This is a genomic window from Dialister micraerophilus, assembly GCF_947090205.1.
GTDB classification, from domain to species: Bacteria; Bacillota; Negativicutes; order Veillonellales; family Dialisteraceae; genus Dialister; species Dialister micraerophilus.
In genome coordinates, this window is sequence record NZ_CAMUNF010000005.1 from 48,068 (window position 1) to 62,895 (window position 14,828).

A 14,828-nucleotide genomic window follows, 5' to 3' on the forward strand; every position below is an offset into this window, starting at 1 on the left:
AAAGAAAAAGCGACTTTGCAGTCGCTTCTTTTAATATTTATCACCGTAAAATTCTTTATTTTTTTCCACTATCGCCATTATTTTGCTTGCAGTTTCTTCTATCGCTTTATCCGATACGTCTATAACGGTACAGTGAAGTCTTCGCATTACTTCTTTTGCATATACGAGTTCGTCCTGTATTCGTGTAATATCGGTATAATTTGCCACTCCCGAAAATCCGAGCGCCTTCATTCTTTCGGTACGTATCCCGTTCAATTTATAGGGATCTATAATAAGTCCGATTATACGATGAGGCGGAACTCTGAATATTTCTTCCGGCAATTTCACTTCCGGAACAAGAGGAAGATTTGCAACCTTTATTCTCTTATGTGCCATGTACATGGACAAAGGAGTTTTTGAAGTACGTGATACTCCGATAAGTACAATGTCAGCCTTTTCAAAGCCCGAAGGTATTTTTCCGTCATCGTATTTTACCGCAAATTCGATTGCTTCCACTTTTTTGAAATATTCTTCATCGAGTCGATGTATCATTCCGGGTTTAAGTTTCGGTTTCGTTGTTGTGATAGTTTCCAAAGTCTTGAGCATGGGTCCGAGAATATCCACGTATGCAACTCCGGCATTTTTTGCAAGTCTTTCGAATGTTTCTCTAAGCTCCATCGACACCAGTGTATGGCAAATCATTGCACCGCTTTCCGATGCGTCTTGTACTATACGTTTTATCTGTTCGGTGTGCCTTACAAAGGGTATGCGTGTAATTTCTATATCTTCATCAAATTGTGCAATTGTGGCTTTCGCTACGCTTTCCGCAGTTTCACCTACAGAGTCGGATACTATATATATTTCCGGAATTTTTTCCATAATTACCTCCGCTTACCTTTACCGAGTTCGAGGAAAAGTCTTGTAATATTCGTCTTTGACATACGTCCTACAAGTACAAATCTTCGCTCCCCATCAACATCTTCAAATTTTCCTACGGGTAAACAGTCTATTTCATAATCTATCATCTTTTGTGCAATACTTACCAAATCTTCGGTAGGTTCGGCATAAATCATCTTTGCACGTGAGGTCATAACCATTGAAATCGGTACTTTCGTCAAATCGTCATTTCCCATTGCACATTTCAAAAGGTCTTTTCTCGATACAACACCTGCAACGTCATCTTCCTGTCCGACAAATATGGTTCCTATATCCTCGGTAAAAAGAAGTACGGCCGCATCGTAAGCATTTGCACTGCTCTTTACCATAATCGGACGGGACATGCAATCTTTCACCGTAACTGAACGTATTTCCACAGATACCGGATTTTCACCGCCACCTAAGTAAAAATAGCCCAATCTGCGGCGAGCCGCAATGATTTCTCCGGCAAGAAGTACCGCCAAATCACCTCTTAATGCACTTCTCGTTACATTAAGACGCTCGGCGATAGTTTCACCTGTTATCGGTTCATTTTCACGTATAATACGAGCTATCTCTTTCTGTCGACTAGTTAATTGCATGTTATCCATCCTATCCATCAATTTATATTGATATTACCACTCGTAATCTTCTGTTTCCGCCAATCCTCTTCCGGTTGCCGCATCAAGCATAATACGCTGTTCGATGTGTGCAACATTTCTCTTTGTAGTCTTTACCATATCGGGATTTACGGATACGCAATCTATACCGCTCTTAATCAAAAATTCTGTAAAATCAGGATATACCGACGGTGCCTGTCCGCAAATGGAAACTGTCTTTCCGTCCTTGTGTGCCGCCTTGATTAAATGACGAACGGCACGCTTTATAGCAATATTTCTTTCATCAAATAAATGTGAAACGGTATCGTTATTTCTGTCGCAACCGAGTATAAGCATCGTCAAATCGTTCGAACCGATTGAGTAACCGTCAACATACTTGTTGAAACGATCCGCCATAATAATATTCGCCGGAAGTTCCGCCATAAGGTAAAGTTTGAAATCCGGACCTCTTACAAGTCCTTCTTCACGCATAATGGAAGTAATCTTTTCCGCCTCTTCAACCGTACGACAGAAAGGAATCATACAATTCAAATTCTTCAAACCGTATTCCTCACGCACCTTCTTTACCGCTTTGAGTTCAAGACGGAACGCTTCCGAATACTTCGGATCATAATAACGTGATGCACCTCTCCAACCGAGCAAATCTGCCGGTTCCAAAGGTTCATAACGATCTCCGCCCTTCAAATCACGATACTCACCGGACTTGAAATCGGAGAAACGAAGTACAACCGGACGAGGAGCCATTGCACGACAAACTTTGCTGATACCTTCCGCCAATTTATCTATAACGACTTCAGGTCTGCCCGTTTCGATAAGGTACAAAGGATGTTCGTGAATGAAAGTTGTCCAAATAAATTCTTCACGCATCAAACCGATACCGTCACAAGGAAGCTTAGAATACTTGTCTGCCAAATCCGGATCTCCCAAATTCATCATTACATGAGTACCTGTCGGCGGGAAATATTCAACCGCTACCGCCTCATGACGTTCCTCTTCCTTCTTTATCAAATCGGAAACGATACCGCTATAAACAACACCGTTCTGTGCATCTACGGTAACTTCCTGACCGGTTTTCAAAGTCTTTGTAACTTCGACACTTCTGCTCTTTGTACCTACAATACAAGGAATACCCAACTCACGGGAAACAATGGACGCATGACAAGTCATACCGCCGGCATCGGTAATAATTGCAATAGCCTTCTTCATAGCCGGCACCCAATCCGGAGCTGTCATTGTAGTAACGAGAATTTCACCCTCATTAAACTCGTGAATATCCTTAGGATCGATAATTACATGAACCTTACCGCAAGCAACACCCGGGCTTGCCGGAAGACCCTTTACAACCACATTATGTTCTTCGGTAATGTTCAATTTTACTTCCTCCTCAGCAGATTTCTTATTCTTTCTTGACCATACGGTTTCAGGTCTTGCCTGAAGAATCCACAAACGATTTTCATGATCCACTGCCCATTCCATATCCATGTAGCAACCGTAATGTTTTTCTATCTGTTTTGCATAATTTGCAAGTTCCGCGATCTGTTCATCTGAAATAACTTGCTTTTTGGAAAGTTCTTCCGGCACAATCGTCTCAACGACATCTCCGCCTTCTTTTCTCACAAGTTGAATGCTCTTTTCGGTAATACTTCTGGAAATAATAGACAAATCATCTTTCTTTACAACATAATTATCCGGAGTAACTGTACCCTGAACAATGTATTCACCGAGGCCCCAAGCACCCTCGATCATAATACGATCATCGGCACCGGTAGCCAAATCTACCGTAAACATGACACCTGCAGCCTTTGCATCCGCCATCATCTGAATGGCAGCCGACAAAGCTACATCCTCATGAGCAAAACCTTGCTTTTCTCTATAATAAACGGCACGATCCGTAAAAGTGGAAGCATAACATTCCTTAACCTTACGAATAACCATATCCTTACCCTTTACATTAAGATAAGTATCCTGCTGACCGGCAAAAGAAGCATCCGGCAAATCTTCAGCAGTTGCGGAAGATCTTACAGCCACATAAGGATCGCTCACACCCACACGCTTTGCAAGTTCATCATAAGCATCACCGATAGTATTTGCCAAATCACTCGGCATTTCCGCAGAAATGATACTCTGACGAATTTTCAAACAAACATCTTGCAACTCCTGAGAATCTTCAACATCACTCAAAGTTCCGAGCAATTCATGAATTTTTTTATTCTGTCCGGTTTTTTCCATAAAATAACGATAGGCATCAGCCGTTGTCGCATATCCGTACGGCACAGGAACCTTCGTTGCGGAAGTAAGTTCACCCAAAGAAGAAGACTTACCGCCGACAATACTCACATCGGCTCTACGCAACTCCTCAAACCATAACACATATGCGTTGCCATTATTTCCCATAATATCCCCCTTAGACTGTGTCTTAAAAGTTTTTATTGTATGCTATTTCAGACATTTCAACATTTATAGTATACCGATTAAAATAAAAAGTCAATAATATAAGAAAGTGTAATAAATAAATATAATAAAAAAGACAAGCATTACCGCTTGTCTCAAAATTGTATACTTTTTAAGAATTTTTGTATTACTTATAATGAAATAAGTTTATATATCAATATATGCAATTAAATCATAACTTAATCACTTTAAGTTATTAATATTGTGCATTAAGTGTTTACTTATACATTATTTATGAAACACAAAAAGATACTCATGTGCAATCAAAAGAAAATTATACTTTATGCTGTTTGTTTTCCAATATCCGGTAGCTCTGCAATTATGTTGCTCTTTTATAATTATTTCCTTCAACTTGAAACCTTGTTCTATAAATAAATTCATAGTTTCAAAAGCAAGAGGAATCATATGTCCCTTCTGCCTCATATCACCCATAAGAATTGCACAGAACTTTTCTTCTTTCAATACACGATAAAATTCTTTTGCAACAACTTTCATTTGTTCAAGAAAATCATCTTTTTTTAAAAGAGATAAATCGCTTTTTATGTTTTCACTGTACTTGATAATATTTGCATATGGCGGATGCGTACATATAAAATCTATAGATTCATCTTTTATGAAATTAAGATTTCTTGCATCACCTTTTTTTATAAAAATTTTACCTTTTGCTTTTTCATATGTAAAATCGGTTTTTTCTTTGCACCTTTCAATTGCGGTATCATTGACATCTACACCGATACAATTGCGATTTAAAAGTTTTGCTTCAACAAGAGTTGTACCGCCGCCGGCAAACGCATCAAGCACTGTATCATTTTCTTCAGAATACCTCAGCAATAAATTTCGAGGTATGTACGGTGACCAATTTCCTCTCCATTTTGCATCATGTGTTGCCCAATTCCCTCGTTTCGGAAAACTCCAATGTGTAGTCATCTCCAACTCAAAATCTTCGGGTTCCCAAATTTTTATCTTTTTCATACTCATTTTAAAACCTTTTTCAAAATGCCATTTTCCAAATCATTCAAATTATAAATATGTTCCATAACATCAAATGTTTCTTGCAAATTAAATTTCGCAGATTTCCAACCTTGCCCGTCAGTAATCCAAATAAATTCAAATCGGTTCGTTTCTCTCGTTTCAAGTGCAAGAGTTTTGTAACTTCTTGCCGTTTCATTTAATTTACTTCCGCTGCTTTTATAAAAATTCGTTTCAATTCCGTATACGGTATTTTGAGTTTTTACTACAAAATCAAAACGTTTTTCAGTTTTACCTTTATTCGACAACTTCGATAAATCCAATCCCCAACGCTTTGTTATTTCAGATATGTACATTTCTTTAAAAAATGTCTTGTCTTTTACAAATCCGGCTTTTATTAAAAAATTTTCGACAACTTTTTCCATCATTTTTCCGCCACGATTTTTACGTGCGTTTGAATCAAGCCCGACTTCTATTCCCAATACATAATCGTAAACATTTTTAATAATGTACTTGCTCAGTAAAGTAAACAGTCCCGTTTCTTTCATAAAATAAACAATTTCTTCAACATCATAAGCTTTGTTCTTATCTGAAAAATTGTATTTTTTTATTCCTTTTCCATCTCTGCAACTCAATTCATTTTGACGTACCGCCAAGAGAATAGGTATACATTGAATTGTTTTAGGATATTCTTTCAAAATTTTTCTGAAGTCTTTTTCAATATCTTTCGAGCCTGTCAATGAACTTAATATAAATAACTCAACTTTAAATTTTTCAGCATTTTTATATGCCTTTTTAAAATCGGTAAAATATGTATATTCATATATATTCTCACTGAAACTTGACAACCATTCCGAAAAATTACGCATAAACTCCTCCGACAATTACACTTCAAAATTGGAAACTAAAATTTCATTTATTCTTCCTCTTTTCAATTTATTGCTGTTTAACATTCTTGACGCTTTAACTCTCTTTATTATTTTGTTACTGTACAAATCATCAAAAAAATTGTCCTCTCGGTTATTGTTCTTAGGATCTGAATTACTCAATACGATTTTTGCACCTTTTTTTGTAAGTTTTTCTATAAACTCGCCGAGTTCCAATTGTTCTTTATCACTGAATCCCGACTTTGTATATGCGGTAAAAGCCGATGTCTCGGTTATCGGTCTATATGGCGGGTCAAAGTACACAAATGTTTTTTCATCTATAAAATCAAATGAATTTTTATAATCTCCGCAAACTATTTCCACATTTTGCAACAGTTTTGAAACGTTTCTCAAATTTTCTGCATCACAAATTAAAGGATTTTTATACACTCCTGCCGGAACATTGTACAAACCTTTTTGATTTACTCTGAAAAGTCCGTTGTAACAAGTTTTATTTAAAAATATAAGTAATGATGCTTTAGTTGTAAAATTAAAATTCTTATCAAATATCATAGAATTAAACTCATCACGTTTTACAAGGTAATATTCCTTGCGTTTTTCACTGTCTTTTTCCATGTATTCTTTTTTAAGTATACTTAAATTTTCTATCAGTTCTTCTACATTATCTCTTACAACTTTGTAAGCATTTATCAATTCCGGATTTATATCACTTATATATACAGATTCCAAATCATAAGTTTTAAGTATGTCAAATAATACGGCACCTCCGCCGATAAACGGTTCCGCATATTTTGTTATTTTTTCATCGAACGGATAATACTTCCTTATCTCTTCAAGCAGTTGAGTTTTACCGCCAACCCATTTCAGGAACGGTTTTCCTTGTAATAATTTTCCGTTTCTACATTCTTTACTCATCTTCCGTTTCCTTTCTCATTATCTTTTTATTATAGTCTATTTCTACTTACTTGAATACTTTTCACCAATAAAAAAACAGATACCGTTTATTTTTTCGGTATCCGTTTGTTTTTATATTATTATCATCGCTCCCGCTGCCAATAGCAGTCCGTAGGTGAGGTTGTTGAATGTTTTTTGATTTATCTTTTTGTGTATTTTGTTTCCTATGTACATTGCTATGATTATCGGTATGATTGACAGTATTAAAAGGTATGCAAGATCCATTGTGTACAGTCCTTTTTTTATGTCCGCATACATGAGTACGATGTTCAGTATGCTCCATACTGCCGATACATTTGCACGAAATTCGTTTTTGTCTTGAAATGTGCTTACAAGGTATATTACGAGCAGCGACCCTCCGGATACGAACATTCCGTGTATTACTCCGGCTCCGATGAGTATCGGTATCGCTATGTAGTCGGGTATTTTCCCTTTGTACGGTTTGAAAAGTATGTTTTTGAGTGCTACGAGTACGATTATCGCTCCGTATATCGGTATGAGTATGTTTGCGTCTACCATTGTGTACATTTGTATTCCGAAATACATTCCTACGAGCATGAATACGACTATTTTCGTTACTTCTTTTGTTTTCAGATATTTTCTGTTCATTATAGCAACGATTATACATACTGCCCATGATACTATATTTATTACCGCTTTTGCGGTGTCGGGGCCATAGAGAAGTATTGTCGGCGGTATCGAGAGCATTACTCCGGCAAATCCTGTGAGTGATTGTATGATATTGGATATAAATATGGCGATCATGAATATCCATTCTTTTATATTTTGAAGTTCCAAAATTTATGTACCTCCGTTTTATTTCATTTTCATTTGTAACTCATGTTTCTCAGTTTATACCATTTCTATTATTCTGTAAAGTCATTCATGGGCTTCTTTATGATAAAAACTCATAGCATTTTTGCATTCTTTGTTTCATTTTTTTCATTTTTGTTCATTTTTCCGCACAAAAAAAGACACCGTCAAGTGTCTTTTTATTTTATACATTCAGACTGTTTGTTTTTTGCAGTGTTTTATGTATAAGTCTGTCAAAACGAGTATGAGATGTACTACCGATAGTGACAGTGAAATTATTGAAAGTACGAACATTGCTTTTTTCATGGCTGCCTCCTAATTGGTTTTAATACTGTTTATTTGTATGTTAGCATTTATTTTCTTTTTTTGCTATACGTTTTTTTGTTTTTATTTTGATTTTTACTTTATTTTCAGTTTTTTTGCACAAAAAAAAGCACTTTCGTGCTTGATTTTTTTGGCAGGGATAGGTGGAGTCGAACCACCGATGACGGAGTCAAAGTCCGTTGCCTTACCGCTTGGCTATACCCCTATATTAAATTAAAAAATGGGGCGAGTAGTGGGGTTCGAACCCACGCATAACGGAGCCACAATCCGCCGTGTTAACCGCTTCACCATACCCGCCACATGTCGACCATGTCGGACAACAAGTATTATAACATATATATATTTTATACGTCAACTTGTCGGATTGAAAAAAAGTTTTCGTTTTTTTAGTTAATTCCGGAAATTTTACACTGTTTTTCATACATTTATTTTTCATACATTTATTTTATATATATTTTTACATATATATGTTTTATATCCGATTTTGAATACAAATGAAAAAATTGATTGAATTTTCTTTTTGAGGTTGCAATTAATTTGCATAGATATTGCGTTCATGTATAATAATATGTATATTAAATTTGGAGGAACTATGAGTACTTTTTTATTTCGCAATCGTTCAATAAACGATTTTTTGGATGTTTTGGCTTCTCCCGCATCCGTTCCGGGCGGCGGTGCCGTTGCCGGTTTGCAGGGTGCAGAGGCGTGTGCTTTGGCGGAGATGGTTTGTAATTTCACTCTTACAAATAAGAAGTATGCTTCTATTGAGAGTGATGTGCGTGAAGTTTTGGCAAAACTTTTTTCTGCACGCAATGAATTTTTATCTCTTATGGATAAGGATGCCGAGGGGTTTTCCAAGTTGATGGAAGTTTTACAAAAACCTAAGGAGTCTTTTTCAAGTCCCTCCGAACGTACAAAAGTTTTGGATGACGCTTTCAAGCTTTCCGCTGCCGCTCCGACAGATATGTCTAAGCTTTGTGTTTCTCTTGTTCCTTGTTTCGTTTTTATTTTGGAAAAGGGAAATAAAAATCTCCTCTCCGATGCGCTTGTCGCATGTAAGGTGTTGACCACATGTTTCTTTTCCTCTTTGGAAAATATAAGGGTCAATGTAAATTATGTGAAGGATAAGGCTTATGTCGAGGATGTTGAAAGTGTTTTGAAAAGTCGTGTTTCAGATATGAGTATTTTGGAAGATACTTTGAAAAGGTACGTGTGAGGTGAAAAATGGATTTATTGAAACAACGCATTTTAAATGAAGGTACGGTTTTACCGGGTAATATTTTGAAGGTTGATTCTTTTTTGAATCATCAGATTGATACTCATCTTGCTATGGAAATGGGTAAGGAGTTTGCAAAGGTTTTCAGCGATTGCAAAATCGATCGTGTTTTGACTATCGAGGCTTCCGGTATTGCAATAGGTTTTGCTACCGCTTTGGCTATCGGCGTTCCGCTTGTTTTCGCAAAAAAGACCCGTTCCGCAGTTATGAATGATTTGATGTATTCTACCGAGGTCGAGTCTTTTACGAAAAAGAAAACAAATACGGTTTTCGTAAGTAAACGTTTTTTACCCGAAGGGGAAAATGTTTTGATTGTAGATGACTTCTTGGCAACGGGTGCCGCTTCATTGGGATTGGCACGTCTTGTCGAAATGGCGGGATCTACAGTTGCCGGTATCGGCATTGCGGTAGAGAAATCTTTCCAAGTAGGCAGACAACGTTTGGAAGAGGACGGCTATCGTATCGAGTCGCTTGCCCGTATTCGTTCCATAGAAAATTTACAAGTTTCTTTTGAAGAATAATTATATGGATTTTGCAAATTTGCAAACGGCTTTTATTTCATCGGGTGAAGTTCTGCAGCATCCTCCTATGAGTCTTGCTCCGCTTTCATACCAGCGTTTTGCATATTTTGTAAAATCTACAGGTTCACCGCTCCAAGTTTTTGTTACGGGATCGTAATTTTCTCCCGTATTGGGGTATACCGCCACCGGTTTATCGGTGGCTTTTTTTATTTCACAAATCAAAGGTTCGATGTATTCGGGTTTCGTGCAGTTTACACCTATTGCATGAACTTGATTTTCTTTATCCAAAAATTTTGCAACTTCGGAAATTTCGACACCTTCGGAAATATGCTTTTCATCCTTGCATGAGAATGTAAACCATCCCGTTATATTTTCGTGTCGTTTCAATATATTTACATATGCACGTGCTTCGTCAAATGACGGTATCGTTTCAAATGCGAAAAAGTCGGGATTTTCACTTGCAAGCGCTTCTATTTTTTCTTCGTGAAATTCTTCAAGTTCTTTTACCGAAAGTCCGTAATTTCCTACATATTCGGAACCGTCTGCAAGGTATGCACCGTAAGGACCTACTGCAGCTGCAATTGCAAGTTTTCTTTCGGGATGTTTTTTCAGACAATTTTCTCTTGCTTTTTTTGCAAGTTTTACGGAAAGTTTTATAAGTTCGATTGCTTTTTCATGTGTAAATCCTTTATCCAGAAGTCCTTGCACATGCGCCTGATAACTTCCGGTAATTGCAATGTCCGCTCCGCTTTCAAAGTAGCTTTCATGTACTTTTGTTACGAGTTCGGGATTTTCATAAAGTGCTTTTGCCGACCATAAAGAATCGCATAAATTCAAACCGGCTTTTTCCAATTCACTTGCAAAACTTCCGTCAATAACCAATAATTTCTTTTCCTTTAAAAGTTCAAGTATAGTACTCATTTTCTCTCCTTATTTCAACAACTCAGCTGCCGGTTCAACTCCGAACCATTTTTTATAAATTTGTGCATATTTACCGTTCTTCTTTATTTTTACAAGTCCGTCATTTATCTTTTTGAGTAACTCGCTGTTTCCTTTTTTCACCGCAATGGCAAGGTCTTCATTGTTCAATGAAATTTTTGTAGTTTTTACAGAACCGTCTTTTTGTGATGAAACGTATCTGTCATTTGTCAGTGTGTCATTTACTACCGCATCCACTCCGCCGTTTTTAAGTTCGATGAATGCATCACTGATTGCATTATACACTTTTACATTTGCATTTTTTACATGACGTGCCGCTTCTTCGCCGGTAGATGCAATTGAAACTCCCAATGTTTTGCCTTCCAAATCTTTTGCATCATTTATGAGATTATAGTCACCTCTCACAACCACTCCCATGCCGACAGTGCAATACCTTTCGGAAAAATCTACCGACACTTTGCGTTCTTCGGTAACCGTCAAATCGTTGATTATAAGATCGATGGCATTTGTATTCAATGACGGTATCAATCCGTCAAAACTGATATTTTTTATTTCAGGCTTGAACCCTTCTTCCTCACCTATCGCATTTATAATATCCACATCAAAACCTTCGTACTCTTTAGTGTCTACATTCTGTGATCCGAAAGGCGGATAACCGGCATCCATTCCTACACGCACGACATTATCCTTTTGATCTCCGTTTTTAAATCCGGAAAAACACAATACCGCCGCCAATGCAGCTGCTGCAAAGATTGAAATCCAAATAAATTTTTTCATTTTTTACGCTCCCTTTTAAAAAATAGAAATAAAAAAACCGTCCCCGATAAAGGGACGGATATTTCCGTGTTACCACCCGATTTTATTTACATGTCACCATGCAAACCTCATAAAGTACGGACAAAAAGTCGATACCCTGACTCTGTAACGGGAGTACCCGGACTGCTTAACAATTCGGCATATCTTGCTCCAAGACCATCTTCGGCAAACATTCACGTATCTCTTCTCACCTTACGAGACTCTCTTTGACGTTATCTTTCGCTTACTCTTCTCTTCATCGCTGATAAAATTTTCGATTGACAAAATATTATCATCACAAAACATTTCTGTCAACAAATATTTTCGTCACTAAATTTAATGTATTTCTAACACGTGAATATTTATACCGCAATTATTTTCTTTAACCTTTTAAATTGTCACAAAAATTTTTTCCGTTTGTATTTTAATACTCAAAATTTACGATTTTAATTTTTTTATTTTACTTTTTTATTATGAAATATTAAAACCTGCCATGCGTTGAAAATAATTTTTTTATCTTCGGACCATACTTAAAAGCATATTTTTTTATATTTACATAGTTTATTCTATCTATTTCAATCAAAATATTTAGTTTTTTCATATTTGTCCGCATTATTTTATTTATGATTTGAATACTTGCTTTTCACTTCAAATATATTCCGATCATTTTGTTTTTTCAATTTTTATGTATTTTGATAAATATTTTCAAATTTAAAATTATGCAGCGGCATTAATTTTTATATACCGAAAAACAAATTTCCGTCGATTATGAGTTTATTGAATAATTCATTTTGTTGTTTTTTCAATTAACTCATAGTAAAATAAATTAACTATCATCAAGGCAACGTAATATTCGAGCTTTGATGTAAAAAAGGGAGGATGGTAGTTATGGAACGAAAATCTAATGAATTTATCGCCATAGGATTAATGTTGTTTGCTCTGTTTTTCGGTGCGGGCAATCTCATTTTTCCGGTTTTCATGGGACAAAATTCAGGTCTAAATACCGTTGAAGCGAGTATAGGATTTTTGATTACAGGCGTCGGACTGCCGCTGCTCGGTATTTTGGCAGTCTGCTATTCAGGACAGAACTTGCGTGATTTGTCATCACGTGTCTCTCCGATTTACGGACTTATTTTCAGTATTGTACTTTACCTTACAATAGGACCGTTTTTTGCAATTCCGCGTACAGCTACCGTCTCTTATGAAATTGCCGTTGCTCAATTTGTACCGGCAGGCATGAAAACGTTTGCTTTATACGCATTTGCATTTGTATTCTTTGTAATTTCGTGGTACCTTGCGGTTTCACCGTCAAAACTTGTTAAGCGTGTAGGAAAATACATTACACCTTTTCTTTTGATTTTCCTCGCAATTTTAATTGTTACCGCATTCATTTATCCGATGGGAAATTGGCAGGCACCAGCTGAAGCATACAATACCGCCGGTAAAGCGTTCGGAGAAGCTTTAACCGAAGGTTACAATACCATGGATGCTCTTGCATCGTTGGTATTCGGCGTACTCGTAGTACAATCTATACGTATGTACGGTGCAAAGACTGAAAAAGAAGTTGCAATAAGTGCTTTTAAATCGGGACTTGTTTCTACATTTTTCATGGCAATTATTTATGCTTCACTTTGCTACATCGGTGCAAATTCAGTAAGTACAATCGGACTTCAGGAAAACGGTGCGCCGGTACTTGTAAAAGTTTCCGCATATTACTTCGGACCTGTCGGAGCAATAATCTTGGGAGTAATAGTAATACTTGCATGTCTTACTACAAGCATCGGACTTATAGCATCTTGTGCGGCATACTTCAACTTGCTCTTTCCGAAAATCAGCCATAAAAATTGGGCAACAATTTTCTCGGTTGTATCATTCGGAGTGGCACTCTTCGGACTGTCGGCAATTATCGCAGGTGCAATACCGGTACTTATGTTCTTGTATCCGCTTACCATTTCACTCATTATTCTTACTTTCTTGAATAATTTGTTCAACGGAGCACGTTGCGTATATGCATGTGCAACTGCATTTACAATAATACCGGCACTTCATGACGCAGTTACGACTGCAGGTATCAATACCGGAAGTATAGGTACATTCATGACATCACTTCCGCTTGCAAACTTCAATATAGGTTGGCTCAACTTCTTTGTTGTAGGATTTGTAATCGGATATGTATGGATGCTTGCAAAAAGAAAATCTGAAGTAAGCGTTACAAACTGAAACTGAACGCCTTGCGCATTATGCGTAGGGCGTTTTTCAATGCAAATATTTTGACGAATACTTACTACCTTACTTCCATATTGTTTAACGCATGCTCATTGAATATTCACCCAATCAACAAACCGTATACAAAAAATCCCTTACCTCACCTACATGAAACCGATTTGCATCGCCGTTTGAAAACAAATCTCGAATTTCAAAATTTCACTTGATTATTATAAGTGTATATATAATAATAATAAAATATTACGACAAGGAGGCTTTATGCAAAAAGTTTCATTTAAAAATTTGGTATTCGCCGCACTGATGACGGCGATATGTGTAATTCTTTCGCCGATGTTTTCATTTCCTTTGGGAGTTGCACGTGCATTTCCGCTGCAACATATGATAAATATTTTCCTTGCAACTCTTATCGGTACAAAGTATGCAACGGCGGCGGCATTTGCAACTTCTCTTATAAGAAATATTATAGGATCCGGAAGTTTGCTTGCATTCCCCGGTTCGATGATAGGAGCATTTCTTTCGGGAATACTTTTTTCACGCACAAAAAAACTTTTATTTGCGGTAATCGGTGAATTTATAGGTACATCAATCATCGGAGGACTCATCTCCTATCCGATAGCAAGCATATTCATGGGTTCGACAAAAGGTGCGACATTCTACGTATCCGTCTTTGCAATATCCTGCGGTGCCGGTTGTGTAATAGCATACATAGTTTTGTCTGCAATAAAAGTCGCTTATCCGAATTTACTTGAAAGAAATAAATAATTCTGCTGAAAATTTACAAGAATCTCCCTTTTCTATCTTCGGGAGATTTTTTTATGTGAAATTTTTTTACACTTTCATGACGTAATTTCAAAGTTTTTAATTGAGTGATACTACATAAAGATATTTATAACCTATACGAAATATTTCCGTTCTCGTCAATTTTATCATCTCACTTCAAAACAATCATGATACTTTTATTTATTCAATATTCTTTTTTATGAAATTCAATTTTCTTTATTTCGTGTTTTGAAAATACTTTCGTTTTTTGCATTTCTATCTAACATTTTATGCTTTATGTTTTATTTTATTATCAACAGTTTTTAAAATTTATGTCTTTTTTGTCAATTCATTTTCATTTAGATTTTGTAAATTTTTCAAATTTTATATTATTCTAAAA

General features: G+C 36.4%; 13 protein-coding genes, 2 tRNA genes and 1 other annotated feature. Of the genes, 4 read left to right on the forward strand and 11 right to left on the reverse strand.

What is annotated here, in order from left to right; all coding sequences use genetic code 11:
- Window positions 1-30: 30 nt before the first annotated feature.
- The 9 genes from P6922_RS04000 to P6922_RS04040 all read right to left on the reverse strand — a co-directional run bounded on the left by P6922_RS04000 (window position 31) and on the right by P6922_RS04040 (window position 8,209).
- Entirely contained in the window at window positions 31-858 is an 828-nt protein-coding gene (locus tag P6922_RS04000) for a pyruvate, water dikinase regulatory protein (protein WP_276874522.1), read from the reverse strand.
- 2 nt (window positions 859-860) lie between these two features.
- On the reverse strand, window positions 861-1,496 hold the full coding sequence (locus P6922_RS04005) for a helix-turn-helix transcriptional regulator (protein WP_276874524.1): 636 nt from the start codon (window positions 1,494-1,496) through the stop codon (window positions 861-863).
- A 33-nt stretch (window positions 1,497-1,529) separates the two neighbouring features.
- Window positions 1,530-3,908, reverse strand: coding sequence for a phosphoenolpyruvate synthase (ppsA, locus tag P6922_RS04010; protein ID WP_276874526.1), 2,379 nt, complete (start codon window positions 3,906-3,908; stop codon window positions 1,530-1,532).
- Window positions 3,909-4,193: 285 nt separating this feature from the next.
- Window positions 4,194-4,943: a TRM11 family SAM-dependent methyltransferase gene (locus P6922_RS04015; protein WP_276874529.1), complete on the reverse strand. Its 750-nt coding sequence runs from the start codon at window positions 4,941-4,943 to the stop codon at window positions 4,194-4,196.
- A complete protein-coding gene (locus tag P6922_RS04020; RefSeq protein ID WP_276874531.1) occupies window positions 4,940-5,803 on the reverse strand; it encodes a type II restriction endonuclease in 864 nt (287 codons plus the stop codon). The genes P6922_RS04015 and P6922_RS04020 overlap by 4 nt, the downstream gene beginning before the upstream one ends.
- Before the next feature lie 15 nt (window positions 5,804-5,818).
- On the reverse strand, window positions 5,819-6,736 hold the full coding sequence (locus P6922_RS04025; RefSeq protein ID WP_276874533.1) for a DNA adenine methylase: 918 nt from the start codon (window positions 6,734-6,736) through the stop codon (window positions 5,819-5,821).
- 111 nt (window positions 6,737-6,847) lie between these two features.
- Complete coding sequence (locus P6922_RS04030) at window positions 6,848-7,573, reverse strand: sulfite exporter TauE/SafE family protein (RefSeq protein ID WP_276874536.1); 726 nt, start codon at window positions 7,571-7,573, stop codon at window positions 6,848-6,850.
- A 470-nt stretch (window positions 7,574-8,043) separates the two neighbouring features.
- Window positions 8,044-8,117 (reverse strand) — tRNA-Gln (locus P6922_RS04035).
- A gap of 16 nt (window positions 8,118-8,133) precedes the next feature.
- A tRNA-His gene (locus P6922_RS04040) sits at window positions 8,134-8,209 on the reverse strand.
- A 295-nt stretch (window positions 8,210-8,504) separates the two neighbouring features.
- Here P6922_RS04040 and P6922_RS04045 point away from each other — a divergent pair.
- Window positions 8,505-9,128, forward strand: a complete 624-nt coding sequence (locus tag P6922_RS04045) for a cyclodeaminase/cyclohydrolase family protein (RefSeq protein ID WP_276874539.1) — start codon at window positions 8,505-8,507, stop codon at window positions 9,126-9,128.
- Window positions 9,129-9,136: 8 nt separating this feature from the next.
- Window positions 9,137-9,709 carry a xanthine phosphoribosyltransferase gene (locus P6922_RS04050; protein ID WP_007554808.1) on the forward strand — a complete coding sequence of 191 codons (573 nt, stop codon included), beginning with the start codon at window positions 9,137-9,139 and terminating at the stop codon, window positions 9,707-9,709.
- On the opposite strand, the gene mmuM is transcribed toward P6922_RS04050, so the two are convergent.
- Together mmuM and P6922_RS04060 are read right to left on the reverse strand one after the other, a co-directional pair.
- Window positions 9,710-10,630 (reverse strand): homocysteine S-methyltransferase, encoded by a 921-nt coding sequence (gene mmuM / locus P6922_RS04055; protein ID WP_276874540.1) that lies wholly within the window; start codon window positions 10,628-10,630, stop codon window positions 9,710-9,712.
- Between the two features lie 9 nt (window positions 10,631-10,639).
- On the reverse strand, window positions 10,640-11,425 hold the full coding sequence (locus P6922_RS04060) for a basic amino acid ABC transporter substrate-binding protein (protein ID WP_276874543.1): 786 nt from the start codon (window positions 11,423-11,425) through the stop codon (window positions 10,640-10,642).
- Between the two features lie 47 nt (window positions 11,426-11,472).
- Window positions 11,473-11,712 (reverse strand) — a binding site (T-box leader).
- A gap of 619 nt (window positions 11,713-12,331) precedes the next feature.
- Here P6922_RS04060 and brnQ point away from each other — a divergent pair.
- Entirely contained in the window at window positions 12,332-13,663 is a 1,332-nt protein-coding gene (gene brnQ, locus P6922_RS04065) for a branched-chain amino acid transport system II carrier protein (RefSeq protein WP_276874545.1), read from the forward strand.
- Window positions 13,664-13,927: 264 nt separating this feature from the next.
- Complete coding sequence (gene thiW / locus P6922_RS04070; protein ID WP_276874547.1) at window positions 13,928-14,431, forward strand: energy coupling factor transporter S component ThiW; 504 nt, start codon at window positions 13,928-13,930, stop codon at window positions 14,429-14,431.
- Window positions 14,432-14,828 lie beyond the last annotated feature (397 nt).